The 16,774-nt window shown below is 33.9% G+C and carries 18 protein-coding genes and 1 other annotated feature; all 18 genes read right to left on the reverse strand.

Features of this window, described 5'->3' with window-relative positions:
• Positions 1–25: 25 nt before the first annotated feature.
• The gene (locus Q8X41_RS02765) at positions 26–385 is read right to left on the reverse strand and encodes a response regulator (RefSeq protein ID WP_397538737.1); all 360 of its coding nucleotides are present in this window, start codon (positions 383–385) and stop codon (positions 26–28) included.
• A gap of 30 nt (positions 386–415) precedes the next feature.
• Positions 416–1,126, reverse strand: a complete 711-nt coding sequence (locus Q8X41_RS02770; protein WP_397538738.1) for a cytochrome c biogenesis CcdA family protein — start codon at positions 1,124–1,126, stop codon at positions 416–418.
• A 165-nt stretch (positions 1,127–1,291) separates the two neighbouring features.
• Entirely contained in the window at positions 1,292–3,082 is a 1,791-nt protein-coding gene (locus tag Q8X41_RS02775) for an ABC transporter ATP-binding protein (RefSeq protein WP_397538739.1), read from the reverse strand.
• Positions 3,079–4,836: an ABC transporter transmembrane domain-containing protein gene (locus tag Q8X41_RS02780; RefSeq protein WP_397538740.1), complete on the reverse strand. Its 1,758-nt coding sequence runs from the start codon at positions 4,834–4,836 to the stop codon at positions 3,079–3,081. The genes Q8X41_RS02775 and Q8X41_RS02780 overlap by 4 nt, the downstream gene beginning before the upstream one ends.
• A gap of 359 nt (positions 4,837–5,195) precedes the next feature.
• Positions 5,196–5,450, reverse strand: coding sequence for a zinc ribbon domain-containing protein (locus Q8X41_RS02785; protein ID WP_397538741.1), 255 nt, complete (start codon positions 5,448–5,450; stop codon positions 5,196–5,198).
• A gap of 17 nt (positions 5,451–5,467) precedes the next feature.
• Positions 5,468–5,830, reverse strand: a complete 363-nt coding sequence (locus Q8X41_RS02790; RefSeq protein ID WP_397538742.1) for a hypothetical protein — start codon at positions 5,828–5,830, stop codon at positions 5,468–5,470.
• A gap of 535 nt (positions 5,831–6,365) precedes the next feature.
• Positions 6,366–6,485, reverse strand: coding sequence for a YjcZ family sporulation protein (locus Q8X41_RS02795; RefSeq protein ID WP_397538743.1), 120 nt, complete (start codon positions 6,483–6,485; stop codon positions 6,366–6,368).
• A 254-nt stretch (positions 6,486–6,739) separates the two neighbouring features.
• Entirely contained in the window at positions 6,740–7,438 is a 699-nt protein-coding gene (locus tag Q8X41_RS02800) for an SRPBCC domain-containing protein (protein ID WP_397538744.1), read from the reverse strand.
• Entirely contained in the window at positions 7,425–7,751 is a 327-nt protein-coding gene (locus Q8X41_RS02805; protein ID WP_397538745.1) for a metalloregulator ArsR/SmtB family transcription factor, read from the reverse strand. The genes Q8X41_RS02800 and Q8X41_RS02805 overlap by 14 nt, the downstream gene beginning before the upstream one ends.
• A 230-nt stretch (positions 7,752–7,981) precedes the next feature.
• Positions 7,982–8,557 (reverse strand): histidine phosphatase family protein, encoded by a 576-nt coding sequence (locus tag Q8X41_RS02810; RefSeq protein WP_397538746.1) that lies wholly within the window; start codon positions 8,555–8,557, stop codon positions 7,982–7,984.
• A gap of 154 nt (positions 8,558–8,711) precedes the next feature.
• Positions 8,712–8,996 (reverse strand): hypothetical protein, encoded by a 285-nt coding sequence (locus Q8X41_RS02815; protein ID WP_397538747.1) that lies wholly within the window; start codon positions 8,994–8,996, stop codon positions 8,712–8,714.
• Positions 8,997–9,108: 112 nt separating this feature from the next.
• Entirely contained in the window at positions 9,109–9,489 is a 381-nt protein-coding gene (locus Q8X41_RS02820) for a hypothetical protein (protein ID WP_397538748.1), read from the reverse strand.
• 24 nt (positions 9,490–9,513) lie between these two features.
• Positions 9,514–10,422 (reverse strand): alpha/beta fold hydrolase, encoded by a 909-nt coding sequence (locus Q8X41_RS02825; protein WP_397538749.1) that lies wholly within the window; start codon positions 10,420–10,422, stop codon positions 9,514–9,516.
• Between the two features lie 187 nt (positions 10,423–10,609).
• Positions 10,610–11,287, reverse strand: coding sequence for a nuclease-related domain-containing protein (locus tag Q8X41_RS02830; RefSeq protein WP_397540189.1), 678 nt, complete (start codon positions 11,285–11,287; stop codon positions 10,610–10,612).
• A gap of 264 nt (positions 11,288–11,551) precedes the next feature.
• A complete protein-coding gene (gene argH, locus Q8X41_RS02835) occupies positions 11,552–12,946 on the reverse strand; it encodes an argininosuccinate lyase (RefSeq protein ID WP_397538750.1) in 1,395 nt (464 codons plus the stop codon).
• Positions 12,943–14,154: an argininosuccinate synthase gene (locus Q8X41_RS02840; protein ID WP_397538751.1), complete on the reverse strand. Its 1,212-nt coding sequence runs from the start codon at positions 14,152–14,154 to the stop codon at positions 12,943–12,945. The genes argH and Q8X41_RS02840 overlap by 4 nt, the downstream gene beginning before the upstream one ends.
• Before the next feature lie 354 nt (positions 14,155–14,508).
• Positions 14,509–15,261 carry an SDR family NAD(P)-dependent oxidoreductase gene (locus Q8X41_RS02845; protein ID WP_397538752.1) on the reverse strand — a complete coding sequence of 251 codons (753 nt, stop codon included), beginning with the start codon at positions 15,259–15,261 and terminating at the stop codon, positions 14,509–14,511.
• A complete protein-coding gene (locus tag Q8X41_RS02850) occupies positions 15,248–16,192 on the reverse strand; it encodes an MBL fold metallo-hydrolase (RefSeq protein ID WP_397538753.1) in 945 nt (314 codons plus the stop codon). Before Q8X41_RS02850 ends, Q8X41_RS02845 begins: the two co-directional genes overlap by 14 nt.
• Positions 16,193–16,306: 114 nt before the next feature.
• Positions 16,307–16,519, forward strand: a binding site (T-box leader).
• Positions 16,520–16,774 lie beyond the last annotated feature (255 nt).

Genomic DNA, 16,774 nt, shown 5'->3' on the forward strand with positions numbered 1-16,774 from the left:
ATACACTCACCTATCTATTAAAAAGTTATTCTATCAATTGACGAATGGTCGTCTCTAAATGTTCCCTCTCAAAAGGTTTTGTAATAAAATCTTTTGCGCCATATTTCAGTGCTTCTAAAATAAGTTTTTGTTGCCCTAATGCAGTGACAATACAAATTTTGGCATTGGGATCATTTTGTATAATCTCTTTAGTAGCTTCTAAGCCTGACATCACTGGCATCGTAACATCCATTGTAACAACATCAGGATGTAGCTTTTGATATTGCTCTATTGCTTGTTTTCCATTTTCCGCCTCGCCTATTACTTCAAAGCCCGCCTCTTCAAGCATCGTTGTAATGGCGTGACGCATAAACATTGCATCATCTACTACTAGAACAGTTGACAACCATTTCACCTCGTAACTATTTACTCAATATTAAAAGCCTTGGAATCCTCCGAAAATAGGTGTTAATAAGCGATTAAGAACAGTCATTCCATCAAAGAATAAAATAACCCCAACTACAATCATGATATACCCACCAATTTTAACGAGTTTTTGGCTATTTCTTCTAATCCAATCCATTCTTGAAACGAAGAATGAAAGTACGAAGAATGGAATTGAAAAACCTAGTACATAGGCTAACATATACCATATAGCGGAGTCTGGGTTTGTCGTACCTAAAGCGATAATCGCAGCTAAAATAGGGCCTGTACATGGTGTCCAACCAGCTGCAAATACAAGGCCAATAAGCATTGAACCAATGTATCCTGATGGTCTATTTTTGAATTCAAATTTACGATCTTTCATCAAAAATTCAGGAGTGAAAATACCAGTAATAACAAGACCAAATACTACAATTAAAATACCACCAATTTGGCGGATTAACTCATCATATTGTACAAAGAAACCTTTTACAAAAGATGTACTAAAACCTAATACTACGAAAATCACAGAAAAACCTAGTAAAAAAAATAATGTGTGTAAGATGGCTCTTTTTTGCAACATACCTTTTTCGTTTTTTAACTGATTAAAGGATACGCCAGTTATGTAAGAAAGGAACGCCGGATAAAGAGGCAACGTACATGGTGAGATAAAGCTTAATAAGCCTGCACCAAAAGCAAAGAATAAATTTATATCTGTATTCATATGCGGATGTCGCTCCTTATAGTTACTGTATCCATCGTACCAAACTTTACGAAAAAATTCTTATTTTTTACTTGTGACATTTTTTTGAACTTTTGTATTTCTTATCATTATAATGCTGAATTCAAATAAAAGCGAAAGATATCTATGGGTATTCTTTTTTCATTATTAACCTTTAATTTCATTTACTAATCCATTTTGCAATCGATACATTTTATGATATAAACCTTTTTTCTGTAAGAGTTGCTGATGTGTACCACTTTCAACAATTTCACCTTGGTGCAAGACGAGAATTTGATCAGCATCTTGAATTGTACTCAATCTATGAGCAATTGCAATCGTCGTACGCCCTTTACGCATGTTATCTAAACTTACTTGAATCGCCATTTCAGTTTCGGTATCGATTGTAGCTGTCGCTTCATCCAATACGAGAATCTTAGGGTTTGTAGCAATTGTTCTTGCAAATGCAATCAGTTGCTTTTGTCCACTAGAGAAAGTCGAACCTCGTTCAGATACTTTATGGTTATATTGATCAGGTAATTGCTCGATAAATTCATTTGCCTGCACAAATGTCGCTGCTTCTTTTATGTCTTCATCTGTCATACTTTCATTAAATAATCGAATGTTACTAGAAATCGAACCATAAAACAAAAACGGATCCTGTAATACAAGTCCCATTTGCTCACGTAATTCTTGCTTTGAATATTCTTTAATAGACCGACCATCTATTAAAATTTCCCCTCTACTAAATTCATAAAATCGCATGAGAAGATTAATAATTGAGCTCTTCCCGCTTCCAGTATGTCCTACAAGCGCAACCGTTTCTCCTGGATTTACAGTGAAATGTATATGTTTTAAAACATCTGTTTTACCATCATATGAGAACGATACATTCTTAAATTCAATTCGTCCTTTCTCAACATGAAAACTATTATTTTCAGGTTGATGAGGATCTAACTCTTGATCATCCAGCAATTTAAATACTCTAGATGCAGAAACAATTGCTTGTTGAAGCAAGGACATTCTTTGCATTACTTGATTAATTGGCTCAAAAAAGCGATTAATGTATGATATAAAAGCATAAATAACACCTATTTCAATAGGCTCACGGAAAGAAGTTATACCAAAAAAACTTAATAACAATATAATTGCGAATGTATACACAAGGTCTATAATTGGACGTAATAACAAGCTATCTAACTTGATACTGCTCATTGCTGCCTTATAATGATTTTCGTTTATTTCATCAAATTCATCATAGAAGCGAGATTCTTGCCGAAACGCTTGAATAATAGACATTCCTTGTAATGACTCTGCGATTTTGGCATTTAGTTGACTCAGTCTTTCTCGCATATCCATATAGAAAATAGCACTATATTTTCGATAAGCGCTAATAATGATATACAGAATAGGAAGTAGAATAAGCGATGCAAAAGCTAACTTCACATTTAAAGAAAACATTGCAATATAAACACCAATGATTAAAAAACCACTTTGTATAAATCCAATTAATACCGTAACAAACATATCTTTAATTGCTTCAGTATCATTCGTTACCCGAGAAACAATACTTCCAGCAGGTGTTTTGTCGAAATAACGCATTCCAAGTTGATGGACTTTTTGAAATACATCAATTCGTAATTGCTGGATGACTTTTAATGCGAGCTCTTGAAATCTCATCATCTGAAAATAGCTTATGATGACATTTAAAATCTGAATTGCCAAATAAGTTACACCAAGTATAACTAAAGGATTCGTAGGGAAATTTCTAGGTGTTAAATAATCATCCATAAAGACTTTTATTATATATGGACCCGTGATATCCCCGACCACAGTAATAACTAATAGGAAAAGTGCAATACTTATTGATTTTTTATGTGGTTTTAAATATCCCAACAAACGTTTTAAAACTTGCCATTGCTCTTTACTACTTAAAGCGGTGGTTCGATCATTATTCATGCATTTCCACCTCCACTTTCAACCAATCTTTCTAATTGTTGCAATTGGTACATCTCATAATATCGACCCTTTAATGCCATTAACGTCTCATGAGTTCCTTTTTCTACAATCGTCCCCTCGTGTAATACAATTATGATTTGTGCATGTTGCAAAGCACTTAAACGATGAGAAGTAATGATTGTTGTCGCATCTTGCCTAGCACTTTTTAGCGCTTGCAAAATACTTTCTTCAGTTTTCGCATCCACAGCCGATAAGGAATCATCTAAAATAAGTAATTCTGGATTCATCAGTAAAGCTCTAGCAATTGAAACTCTTTGCTTTTGTCCTCCAGAAATAGATACTCCACGTTCTCCAACCATTGTGTTATAGCCATCTGGGAAGCCTATAATATCATCATGAATTTGTGCAATACTTGCTGCTTCAAATACCATTGCCTCTGTAGCCTTTGGATTAACGAATGCTATATTTTGATATAAAGTTGAAGAGAAGAGAAAATGCTCTTGAGGTACATAGCCTATTGCTTCACGTAATTTTTTTGCTTGGTATGCATTAAGCTCATGGTTTCCAAAAGTAATTTGACCTTGAAATCCATCAAACTCTCTTAATAGAAGTTTTAAAATTGCTGTCTTCCCAGCACCTGTTTTTCCAACAATACCTAATGTTTCACCGCGTTTTAACGTGAAGTCTACTTGCTGCAATGCAGGTGATAGATCCCCTGGAAATGTAAATGATTCCACATGAAAATGTAAATCTCCCTTTGGTTGGATAGATAAGGCATTTGGATGATCGATTATATCAATCTTTTCATTTAATAATGTTCGAATTCGATCATATGAAGCACTACCTCTTTCCATGATATTAAATAACATACCAAATGCGAGCATCGGCCAGACAAGCAAACCTAAGTAAGCAATAAAGGCAATTAGATCTCCAATGCTCATATCTCCCGCCACAACAAATTTGGCACCAAATACCATTGAGAGAAAATATGAAATACCAACAACAAGTGAAATGGTCGGATCAAATAAAGAATCAATTTTTGCAACACGAATGTTTTTATCTACCACTTCTTGAGATAGCCTTTTAAAATCCTCTACATCTTCTTTGTCTTGACCAAATGTTTTCATCACTTTGATACCTGTAATACTCTCTTGTGTTTTATCATTTAATTCTGAAAACGCCGCTTGTGCATGATGAAAACGTTGATGTAGTAATTTTCCATAATAACTGGTTGATAACGCCATAAAAGGCATTGGAATTAAAGCTATTAATGTTAGTCTCCAATCAATTGTAAACACCATGGCTAATATAACAAAACCACCAGTTGTGAGTGAATCGACTAATGTTAACACTCCATTACCAGCTGTTTGTTGTACGGCCGATATATCATTCGTGGCATGTGCCATTAAATCACCAATTCGACGCTTTTGATAAAATGCTGGAGACATGGCAGTGAAGTGTCGAAACAATTGAGCACGTAAGCGCTTAGCTAGAGACATAGAAGAACCATAAATCATTTGACGCCAAGAATATCGTATTATGTACATAACAATTGCAGTAATCGTCAAAATTCCAAGCCAAATTAATAGCCTCTTTGAATTTAGTTGAGCATTGGCTATTTCATCAACGACAATCCCAATGATTTTCGGAGGGACTAATTGTAAGATGGCAACAAAAATAAGCATTGTAATGCCAGCTACATATTGCCATTTCCTTTCTTTAAAAAACCATCCTAATTCAAAAAATACTTTCAAAAGATTCACCTTCTTTTCTTCGTACGTATCAGTTTATCAAAAATTCAGAACTTATGGAAGAAACTGAAAAATAAATTTCGAATAATGAAATATTTCAATCGCATTTATTACCTTATCAAAAGCTTATAAATAAAAAAGACTTCTAATAGAAGTCCTTTGGCTGTTTACTAATGATATCCTGAATGATAAGTTCACCGATTACTTAAGAAAAAGATATCAAATTACATCTTAAGAATATTCAATTTTAATACAATAACCTTACTTATGCTACGGTTCACTGTTATAAATTAATATGAGATTTTCTTATGACTGTTTCAAATCTTTTTCTTAACTAGGTACAATTAACTCAATATGTATTTCTATTTCCATCTTTCTAGCTTATTTAAATTTCTTACGAACATGCCTGCTAAAAATTTGGGTAAACCCATTTTAATACACTTTCCTTTTACAAACTCCGTCATCTCATCTACGGATATATTCTTTTGAGTAAACTCGCCTTCCTGATAACAATGTTTACAATACATTGAGCTTCTTTCATGATTTCTTTCAGTACCTCGGTCTTCTGCTTTCTTAATTGGCATAGAACAGCTTTGGCATTTTTTATATTCTTTCATCATAGTTCCTCCACATATTATTCATTTAGCCCTATTACTTTATAAATTTTTTTAATTCTTTTTAATTGAGGTGCTGTAAGTTCATTTTCTCTTCGTTTTAACGCAGTTAAAAATGCCTCTTTATTATCATTATTAGCAGCTATAAGAGTACTCTCAGCATGTTGAGGGAGTTCTTTCGGTCTACAAGTTTCTAAATGATGAAGCAGGAATGGAAAAATTCTGTCATTGTTTTCATTGCTTACAGATGATAATTTTGCTAAGGTTAATATCCCTTGATCAACAGTAATAACGGAGCCAGTTTTCATAGTTAAAAAAATTGTATCAAGATGCTCCATTATTATCTTAGATGAAATTGTCACAATGGTAGTTAATGCTGTCATTGCACCCCAAACTAAACGGTTATTTCTACTTTTCAGTAAATTTATAAAGGTTAACGCGTATTCACTTATAAGCTCTGGTTTAACTTCCCCGATTTCATATGCTACTTTAATACAATCTTGTTGAATACCTTTATCCTTATTAGATAAGTTTTGTATAACTTCTTTTATACCTTCAAGATTATGATCGTTAACTAATTCCTTGCTAGTTCAATATTTGGTTCTTCATCACGACGTTGTAACTTCGAGGCCAACTTAGGCACTATCGACATATTATCCCTCTTTTACGTTGATATCATTCTATTCACATACTATCATATTAATCAGACAATATGATGTTTTTATTTTTACAGTAATCATAGGGACAATTATTTACATAAAATGTTCGCCTACTAATTTGAATTTTGTTGATTATTTTGCCACTAAAATGCCCCAATCATTAGAGTTTGAGTCTAACAATTGGGGGTAATTGGGGGCAGTTCACAACAAGTGGGATTCTAAAGTGTAAGGGGTGGAGGCCTCTCCATATTAACCCTTTTTAGTAGCCACATCTCATGAAAGAAGTTCCTACAATAATCAACAAGATAAACAAGACAACGACTAAGGTAAATTTGTTTTCATGTCTTTCTTCACCATAACCGCCTTGATAATCACTCATAGATGATTCCTCCCTTCTATCTAGGTATACTTTAACTTATGCTAAAAAGTTGAGATGCTTTGTGCATTTGATATGGTTATTTGCACTAATTTTAGTTTCATTAGAGTGATTTCCGCTTAAGTGAAGATGATTCTAGAATTAAGCCTTCCATTTTAATGGTAATATTCAACTAAACTGCACCTTTAGTAAAAAAGCGACTGCTCTTATTTCGCAATCGCCTCGTTAGCTATCCATGAAGATCTTCTTCACTATTATTAATAAGATACAGGGTAAGCTTCTACAAAGCACTTAACACGTAACTTTTCACTTTTTCTTACTATTGTTAAGGTAACAGTGGCATTATCAGTTTTTTTATTCAATGTTCTTTCGAATGATTCATATCCTGTAATTTCTTCTCCATCGATCTCCACTATAATATCTTCAGGTTTAACTCCAGCAGTTGCAGCTACCGTTCCTTCCTTCACCTGTAAAACTCTTGTACCTCTATCCTTCTCGTTTGTTGTGTGTACAATACCAATCCATGCTTTCCAAAAATCCGCACGATTATCAGTATTTGTTTCATAGACACTCTTTAGATTTTCTAAGAATTGACTTGTACCAAACAACATATTTTCCTTTGTAGATTGATTCATTACACCAATAAAGGAAGCCTGATATTCTATACTCACCTGAATACCACTTTCTACTTCTTCTAAAGAAGTTATGGTAGTAAAATCCCCATCAAGGCTCTGAAGTACAAAGCGTTTCATGGTATCTATTTCTGTAAATACACCCTCAGATGTTGCCCCCCATCCGTGATTCATATAACCTCTTCCACCTATACAAAATTCTATCTCAGCATTTTTTGTATACCAACGGTTTAAATGCTCAGGCTTAGTCAATGCATCCCAAACTTGATTCAAAGGCGCATTAACAACAATTTCTCTCTTAATGGAATCCTTAATCATCTTCATCTCGAAACTCTCCTTTTTCCACATAATCTTTTAGACTTACGAGTTGATCATCAAGTAGTTCTCCGATGTATTGAAGCATTTCATGGTAGGCAATTTGGAGCCCGTTGAGATTTAATGAATAGATACGATACTTCCCACTCAAGCTCTCCGAAATAATTCCTTCCTCCAATAAAATATTTAAATGCTTCTTAATTGCTGGTTGAGAGATATCAAATGCTTCGACTATCTCCTTTTGGCTTTTATTTCCTTGTTTAAGCATACTTAATATACGGCGCCGCGTTGAATCACCTAATGCACGATAAACATCTGGCATTATCCTTCCCTCACTTTTAACATATAACCAATTGGTTATATGTAATATAAACATAAGTGAAAATAATGTCAATAATTTTCTGAAAACAATAAATACTTTTCCGTATTTAAAATAACAGAGCATTTAGTTAATAAGAAAAATTTTTTTATTAACCTATTTGTTCTTGTGGCATACAAAAAGCCAACTATATAAAGTTGACTTTAATTTTTTGTTTTTTTAAAACCAATAATTCAACAACTAATTTGAAACCAGCCTGTTTCTTGCGGAAAATCTTTTCTGGTAAGAGTTTGACCAGAAATCATTTGACGATATGAAGTAATGGTTCCATCATGTGATACTATATAAATCTTTTCTTTTTGAAGTTGTTTACAATCTTCTATAAACTGTTTAGCTATTTTTATAAAATCTCTTTCTGGCAAAACATTTATACCATCAGACCATAAATCGAAAAAATCCTTCATATCAATTTCATAAGTTGGATATTCATTTTTAATTATTTCTGAACTAATTACTCTATCACAAGGCAACGTGTTCCGTTCTGGGAGAAAGGGAAATATTCTTGGAGAAACTAGTGGACTTACAATCTTGCGACAGTCAATATTTTCACTCCATATGAATGCGGTTTGTAGTGTTCTTCTAAGAGGGCTGATTATTATAATATCTTTATCAGTTAATGGAAGCTGATTTCTTAATAATTTTGCTTGTTCTACCCCTTTAGTTGTTAATGATGGGGATGATATTTGTAGGCTACTTGGTATATCTAATGTATGTTCTCCTTGACCGTGACGAATAAATATAAACTCCATTTGAATTATCCTCCGCAATTAGATTACTTCAAACTGTGTAAAAGTGATCAGTGTTGCAATCATGATATTGGATATTTCTTATTGGACTAACCTGTGCCTTTAAATTAAATAAGGAAAATGCTACCTTCTTTGTTGAGGAATATCTTCCTGTAGTCTATATAGATTCTGTTCCTTTTTCCTTAAAGATACCTACCAATAACATAATAAGCCCCATGATGAAAATCACTGGAAACAAATACACCATAATCAATGCTGCCCAACCATTCCTAACAATAATTGCATATGTTAAACCAATTGAAAAAGATAAGAACGGAGCAATTGCTACCATCGTGGTGATGCCCCAAATTATATATTTTCTTTTTTTTGACTTTTCTTTACTTAATTGGTATGCCGTAGCTGAACCCAGTATTGCAACCGCTAATGCTACAATTATCGCCATTTCATATCACCTCCTGCATCATCTAATATATTCCTATTTTCATATCTATGTTGACTTTAATGACAGCTAGATCTTAATTAAAGCCACCGTTTCAAAAATCTAAGACATATACCTACTTATTCTCCGTAAGAAACCCTAATACTTTTTCACCATTTTTTTCCAAATAAACATTGATAGACTTAAATTTAGATTTTTCTTTGGTTGTAAAATTCACCAATATTGTTTGAGTGTCTTTAATATCTATAGTATTGCTGTTTATATTATTAAATACCTCTAATTCACTTCCCGATTTAAAACCCGAAACTTTCCCCTGCTCCTCATCAATTATTTCTTTCTTTATAGAGTTCGATAGGGATTGATAAGCAACTTTTTGTAAATCTTTTTCCTTTTCTTCAGTAAATGCAAATGTGCTACTTGTTACCTGTTGATTAGAAGAACATCCAACAACAGATAACAAAAGTATACTAATCAATATGTATATTAAATTCTTCAACAAAACTTCCTCCTTTAGCACTCATTAGTTAAATAAGGAACTTATTTTATTAATTGATTGAACTATAATATCGGGTCTGTCAATATGTATTGCATGACTTGCTTCTTGTGCGATTATAAATTTACCATTTGAAGTAAGATTAACTTGATTCATGATAAGTTCTTGCCACTTTTCTTCAAATAATCTTAACTCCCACTCTGGTAAACCCTCCATAATGCCTAACCTAATGTTATGCACTTTATCTCGGCCAATAACAATTAAAGGTATATCAGGGTATTCTACTAAATTCTTAATAATATCTCCGTCCTTCTTCCAGTTGCTAATTTCAGAACACATTGCTTTATATAAAGAAGGATTTATTTGGAAATTTATTAAGCGTTGTTGAATATCATTTGGGAGAAGCTTTTGTTTTTCTGTTAAAGTAGGTTTAATAACTTCTGTTAATTCTTCCCTTGTCATTTGAGAATAAGAATGACATTTCTCCATCCAAAAATCATCGGTTGACCCTTCATTTAAAACAGGTAAATCCAAATTATCTAAAATCTTTAAATCAATCGAAGTTGAATCTACTAATACTATTCCAGCAACCTTTTTAGGATGCTCTTTCACAAAATGCTGTACACATAATCCACCATAGGAATGACCAACTAATACTACAGGTTCTGATATTTTAAGTAAATGAATCATCTCACTTACTTCATTTACGACTGTCTGTGTATTACGGACTTCATTACGAATTTCACTTGCACCTTGACCTGGTCTATGAAACATTATAACTCTATTTGTATTACTTAATGATTCTGTCACTTCATACCATTCATCGAATGAACAGCCCATTCCTGTAAGGATAATTATCGGTGTCCCATTTTTCCCTTTTTGAAATATCTCAATTTTATTTTGATTTATTGTTAAAAATTCTCTGATTTTACTCATCCTTTCGTAAAATATCAATTTATCTTTGGTTTTCTTGATTCAAACTTCGAGGAGATAAAGCTAAGCCCATGGAAAGCGCCGTTTGTCGCGGAACATCCACATCTGAATATTGAAAAGTTAATGTGTTGAAATCTTTGTATTAAAAACCGGAAATGGATTTGTGAAATTGATTCAGATAGAAATATATTTAAGATAACTTTCTTTGAATATTTGAAATATGTTCTTCCTTAACCTTTTCGCTGACTTGTGTATATTTAACTAATTTCCCATAAAGCGAATAAACCGGTACATGATTTTGAGAAAGTTGCTGATTAATTTTATTTATTACCGGAATTTCTTTTCTTGTAATTACATGAATACTGGAAGATGTCACTTCTATAGATTTAAGTGTGCACCGATTGCTAAAGACAATGATCGAAGTAAATAATTCTTCAGGTTGGTCAGAAACGACTTTTTGTAAAGCATGCATATGGGTCCAATTTTGCTTAATAGGGTTATAGAATTTAAACTTCTTTTTATTCGGGAATACTTGAGTCCATTTGTAATCTTTTTCTCTACCGAAAATCCAACCACTATAATTTTTCGATTCAATCACATAAATCCCTTTTTCGTGAATAAACAAAATATCGATTTCAGTTAATTCATCACTATTGGATTTAGGGATGTATAAATTCACTAGTGTTTTATGTATACCAGAGATTTTTTGCAATTCATTGACGATTAAATATTCTCCGTATAATCCTGTATTAAAACGAACCTTCCAATAAGATACATTCGTTAATTTTTTATATGCACTTTTTTCAAAATGAAAATATGATATTAAAAACAATGGGGATAGCATTAACATTGTACTAATTAAAAACATAAACAACATATCATCCACCTGCCTAATAGTCTTTTTTTACTATTTTACTACAAAATGAATTTTATTCCAATTTTGGTTTTAACTTAATCTAGAAATAAAAAAACCAGCTCCCCTCTGAGAACTGGTTTTTCTTTAGCACACTATGTATGCTGTCTATGGAATTGGCCCCCCTCTGTGAACGTCCTTCCAATCATTCAATTACTAATTTGTGATGAAATCTTAGTCTTGCAATTGGCAGACAAGTTTTTTGCATAAGTTAAAATTTTATATTGTCTGTTTTGTAACTGATAATTTTTCTTTTGCTTTTTCAATTTGGATTATCACTTGATCGAAACCGGTTCCACCTAGGGAATGACGACGTTTAACAGCTGCCTCCGGTGCTAATACATCGTACACATCCGCTTCGATAAGATTGCTCGCCTCTTGCAAGTCCTCAAGAGGTAGGTCTAATAAGTAAATACCGCGTTGAATGCAAAGGAATACTAATTTACCTGTTACAGCATGTGCTTCACGGAATGGCATACCTTTTGTTGCTAAATAATCCGCAAGCTCAGTTGCATTTGAAAAATCTTGATGAACAGCTTTGTTCAATGTTTCTTTCTCAACAGTCATAGTACGAATCATGCCTTCAAAGATTTTAAGCGCTCCGACAATTGTATGAAGTGTATCAAACATTCCTTCTTTGTCTTCCTGCATATCTTTGTTATAAGCAAGTGGGATGCCTTTTAAGACTGTCAACAATCCCATTAGATTGCCGTATACACGGCCTGCTTTTCCACGAATTAGTTCTGCCATATCAGGATTTTTTTTCTGTGGCATAATACTTGAACCTGTTGAGAAGGCATCATCTAACTCGATGAATTTGAATTCTTCACTTGACCAAAGAATAATTTCTTCAGCAAATCTTGATAAATGCGCCATTAATAAGGAACTATTGCTTAAAAATTCTACGATAAAGTCGCGATCGCTTACTGCATCCATACTGTTTTGATAGACAGATGAAAAGCCCATTAGTTTTGCACTCATTTCACGATCAATCGGGAATGTTGTTCCAGCTAGAGCCCCTGCTCCAAGTGGAGAGATGTCTATACGTTTCAGCGACTCGCTAAAACGTTCTTTATCTCTTTCTAACATCCAGAAGTATGTCATTAAATGATGCGCGAAGGAAATCGGTTGTGCACGTTGTAAATGTGTATATCCAGGTGCAAGTGTATCGATGTTTGCCACTGCTTGATCGACAATTGTTTCTTGGAATTTTGCAATTAGCTCAACTACTTCTTTTACACGCTTTTTCAAGAATAAATGCATATCCGTTGCAACTTGGTCGTTTCGGCTACGGCCTGTATGAAGTTTTCCTCCAACAGGACCGACCAAATCGATTAACATCTTCTCTAGATTCAAATGAATATCTTCGTTTGCTACTGAAAACGTAAGCTCGTTATTTTGAGCTTTTACTTTTAATTGTTCAAGGCCATCTTTTATCGTGCTGACTTCATCTTGATCAAGGATGCCGGTTTCGCCAAGCATGGTTACATGTGCGATGCTACCTTCTAAATCCTCAGTTACAAGCTGTTGATCAAACCCGATGGATGCTCCAAATTCGTCTACCCATTGTTCAGCAGATTTTTGGAAGCGACCTCCCCAAAGTTTACCACTCATGCTTGCACCTTCTTTGCTCCTTTGTTGTTGACCATTGAATTAACTTTTGTAGGAAGACCGAATAATTCAATAAAGCCTACAGCTGAAGCATGGTTGAATTCGTCATCTTTTGTATAAGTAGCTAATTTTTCGTCATATAAAGAGTTTGGTGATTTACGTCCTTCTACAATTGCGTGACCTTTAAATAATTTCACACGAACTGTACCATTCACGTATTTTTGCGTTTCTTTTAAGAATGCTTCAATTGCAACACGTAATGGCGAGAACCATAAACCATCATAAATAATTTCAGTTAATTTTTTCTCGATTACTGGTTTAAAGTGCGCCAATTCTTTTACAAGAGTAATATCTTCTAATTCTTTATGAGCTAGAAGTAAAGTGTGAGCACCTGGCACTTCGTATACTTCACGAGATTTAATACCGACAAGTCTGTTTTCAACATGGTCAATACGTCCAACACCATGTTTACCAGCTAATTCGTTCAATTTTAAGATTAAATCTGCTAGTTTATATTGCACACCATCAAGAGCAACTGGAACACCTTGTTCAAATTCGATTTCGATTACATCTGGTGTATTAGGTGCATCTTCAAGAGCAACTGTTAACTCATAAGCATCAGCTGGTGGTGCAGCCCAAGGATCTTCTAAAATACCACATTCGTTTGCACGACCCCATAAGTTTTGGTCGATTGAGAATGGGCTATCTAAATTGATTGGAATCGGAATATTTTTTTCTTTTGCATATTCGATTTCTTCTTCACGGCTCCAAGCCCACTCACGAACAGGTGCTAGAACTTCTAAATCGGGATTTAAAGATTTAATAGAAACTTCGAAACGAACTTGGTCATTCCCTTTACCTGTACATCCATGTGCTACAGCAACTGCACCAGTTTTTTCTGCGATTTCTACTAATTTTTTTGAAATTAGAGGACGAGATAAAGCAGAAACTAAAGGATATTTTTGTTCATACCAAGTGTGACCTTGTAATGAGATTAAAGCATATTCTTCAGCGAATTCGTCTTTAGCATCAACGATATAAGATTCAACTGCACCAACTTCAAGTGCTTTCTTTTGTACAAAGTCTAAATCTTTTCCTTCACCAACGTCTAAGCAGCATGCTACTACGTCATACCCTTTGTCTTTTAACCATTGAATCGCTACGGAAGTATCTAAACCACCTGAATATGCTAACACTAATTTTTTTGCCATCTTACATTCCTCCATGTCTCTCGGTGTATGTTTATGCGTCATTTATTAATATTTATGCATACATCTTATCATGGAATAAAAATGAACACAAGTGTATTTTCTTGCATTTTTCTAAAAAATTATAAATAATAATCAATTTAAAATATTCAATGTAAAAATAATGTAATTTTCGATAGAATCCAGTGGATTAAACAGAAAAATAGCGACTCAAATTATTCTTTAGAGTCGCTATCTTAATAAACTTATATTAAAAAATTCAATGAAATATTTTATTTTTCATATGATCAAAAACTTACAAGTAGCCCTTTTGAAAATGAAATAGTAGAGATTTAATACAGCAAATGTATACGTCATTCATTTTTTATTGAAGAAGTTCTTCCCCAATTTCTCTACAATACTAGGAGCAATTGCATATATTTTACTTGAAATCCCCATATACCAAGGTAAGTTTACTTCTCTTGTTTTCTTACCAATTGTATTAATTGTAGCATTCGCCACTTTTTCAGGATCTAATAAAACACGTTTCATCGCTTTTCTATATGAAGCTGTTTTGTCAGCATGATCAATAAATGGCGTATCAATCGGTCCTGGATGAATACAAGTAACATCAATGTGAAATGGCGCAAGTTCCATTCGCAATGCATTTGTATAGCCTATCAACGCATGTTTCGTCGCAGCATATACAGCTGCTTTAGGCGTCGCAACCTTCCCTGCCTGTGATCCAATGAAAATGAGTTGACCATGTTGCTTTGTTTTCATCTTAGACGCAATATGTTTTGTAAGAAGAATCGGTGCTTGAATATTCACTTGCAACATTTCCAATAAATCTTCATCCAATATTTCGGTAGCATACTCAAAAGTACCAATTCCAGCAGAAAAAATAGCAATATCAATCTGTGGTAACTGCTCAACTAAAACCTTCACCCCTGATTGAGTAGATAAATCACTCTCGAAAACCATCATATTCCTTTTAGCTAATTCGCTTAAAGCTTTGTTATTTCTCCCAGTTGCAATAATACGATGTCCTTTTTCCGCCAATTTTATTGCAATTAGTCGGCCGACACCTGAAGTTGCACCTGTTATTAAAATTGTTTTACTTTTTTGCATACCAGAATACACCGTTCTCATCTTTTTCTTCTGTAATTAAGCCGTTATCTAATAAATAGTCTGTTTGACCAATTGTTTGAGATAAAGTTAAGCCAAGTTCTCTTTCATAATGTGCAGGGAAAATTTCAATATTTAGTTCAAAAATAGTTTTTGGTCGTTCTTCTAACATATCGAGTACTCTCATTGCGCGAAGATGCTGTTTTTCTAGTCTTGCATTTACCAATTCATGAACATTTGTTATTTCCTCACCATGTCCACTATAAAGAATATCAATTGGTAATGTTAATAGCTTTTTTAACGACGCATTGTATTGTAATAAGGATTTTGCTCTTTTTGCCTTCGGATTTAATGGTGGTTCAATCAGAGGGTTGGATGAAATTTTACCAATTAATAAATCCCCGCCAATCATCGCCTTCTTCTCTTCATGCCAAAAAGCCAGATGACTTTGTGCATGTCCAAGTGTCTCAATTGCAACTAATCCTTTATGGCCAGGAATCTCTTGACCATCATGGATAATTCCAGTTAATGTCCGCTCACCAAGCATTTCTACTGATCGTGTCATTTTGTTTACCCAAAATAAATACTTTTCCGGAACACCTTCTTCTTTCATACGATCCATATAAAAATCGTAGTGTGAATTAATAAATACTGGATCTCTTCGAAGCCATGCATCAACATATACATGCCCAAGTACTTCAGCATTTGGAAAAGCATCAATCCATCCTACATGATCAGGATGATGGTGAGTTAAAATTACTTGTTCGATATCACCCATTCGATATCCAGCATTTTTTACACCTTCCTTTAATGCTTCCAAAGCTTCAGGTGTTTTCGTACCTACGTCTATAATGGATAGTGCATCATTTTTTAATATATATGAATTCACTGTTCCTTCAGGAAAAGGTACAGGTGTTACAATTTTTTGAATCATACTTAGGCCCCTTTTAATGAATACTTATTCAATTTATTGTACAGGTTTTTTTGAATATCGTCATCTTTTTACATTGACAAATCTTCTTTCATTCCCTATACTCACATTTATATATGTTAAGCAAAGACGAAGAATAGTACAAAGGATACGGAGTTTATAGAGAGTGTGATCATCGGCTGCAAGTCACATAACAATGTACTTATGGAACCTACTTCTGAGCTACTGTGAAAACACAGTCGCATCTCTGCGATAAAGAGAAATTGAGTTGTGCTACAATTAGTAGCAAAACAAGGTGGTACCGCGGAATCGAGCATTTTCGTCCTTATATTAAGGATGAAGATGCTTTTTTTATTAAAACGCTTTGTTAAATGATAATGTTGAATTTTTATTGCCTTTACATGAGCAAAAGCGGAGACTCCTGCTAGAAAATGCGGAGCCACTGAAAAAGTAAAAACAGATGTAAATTTATGATAAAAATCTGATATTGCTATCTTCGTTGAAGTGGAATTAGCGGAGGCTCCTGTGGGAAAACGAGCTAGACGAGACCCCGGAGTGCAGCGAGGAGGCTCGTCAGTTCGCCCA

This window comes from Rummeliibacillus pycnus, from assembly GCF_044359855.1.
Classification (GTDB): domain Bacteria; phylum Bacillota; class Bacilli; order Bacillales_A; family Planococcaceae; genus Rummeliibacillus; species Rummeliibacillus pycnus_A.

Excerpts from the sequence above, each read along its gene's own strand:
- Q8X41_RS02770 (WP_397538738.1), bottom strand. The coding sequence starts at position 1,126 with ATGAATACAGATATAAATTTATTCTTTGCTTTTGGTGCAGGCTTATTA.
- Q8X41_RS02775 (WP_397538739.1), bottom strand. The coding sequence starts at position 3,082 with ATGAATAATGATCGAACCACCGCTTTAAGTAGTAAAGAGCAATGGCAA.
- Q8X41_RS02785 (WP_397538741.1), bottom strand. The coding sequence starts at position 5,450 with ATGAAAGAATATAAAAAATGCCAAAGCTGTTCTATGCCAATTAAGAAA.
- Q8X41_RS02790 (WP_397538742.1), bottom strand. The coding sequence starts at position 5,830 with ATGACAGCATTAACTACCATTGTGACAATTTCATCTAAGATAATAATG.
- Q8X41_RS02795 (WP_397538743.1), bottom strand. The coding sequence starts at position 6,485 with ATGAGTGATTATCAAGGCGGTTATGGTGAAGAAAGACATGAAAACAAA.
- Q8X41_RS02800 (WP_397538744.1), bottom strand. The coding sequence starts at position 7,438 with ATGAAGATGATTAAGGATTCCATTAAGAGAGAAATTGTTGTTAATGCG.
- Q8X41_RS02805 (WP_397538745.1), bottom strand. The coding sequence starts at position 7,751 with ATGCCAGATGTTTATCGTGCATTAGGTGATTCAACGCGGCGCCGTATA.
- Q8X41_RS02810 (WP_397538746.1), bottom strand. The coding sequence starts at position 8,557 with ATGGAGTTTATATTTATTCGTCACGGTCAAGGAGAACATACATTAGAT.
- Q8X41_RS02815 (WP_397538747.1), bottom strand. The coding sequence starts at position 8,996 with ATGGCGATAATTGTAGCATTAGCGGTTGCAATACTGGGTTCAGCTACG.
- Q8X41_RS02825 (WP_397538749.1), bottom strand. The coding sequence starts at position 10,422 with ATGAGTAAAATCAGAGAATTTTTAACAATAAATCAAAATAAAATTGAG.
- Q8X41_RS02830 (WP_397540189.1), bottom strand. The coding sequence starts at position 11,287 with ATGTTTTTAATTAGTACAATGTTAATGCTATCCCCATTGTTTTTAATA.
- argH (WP_397538750.1), bottom strand. The coding sequence starts at position 12,946 with ATGAGTGGTAAACTTTGGGGAGGTCGCTTCCAAAAATCTGCTGAACAA.
- Q8X41_RS02840 (WP_397538751.1), bottom strand. The coding sequence starts at position 14,154 with ATGGCAAAAAAATTAGTGTTAGCATATTCAGGTGGTTTAGATACTTCC.
- Q8X41_RS02845 (WP_397538752.1), bottom strand. The coding sequence starts at position 15,261 with ATGCAAAAAAGTAAAACAATTTTAATAACAGGTGCAACTTCAGGTGTC.
- Q8X41_RS02850 (WP_397538753.1), bottom strand. The coding sequence starts at position 16,192 with ATGATTCAAAAAATTGTAACACCTGTACCTTTTCCTGAAGGAACAGTG.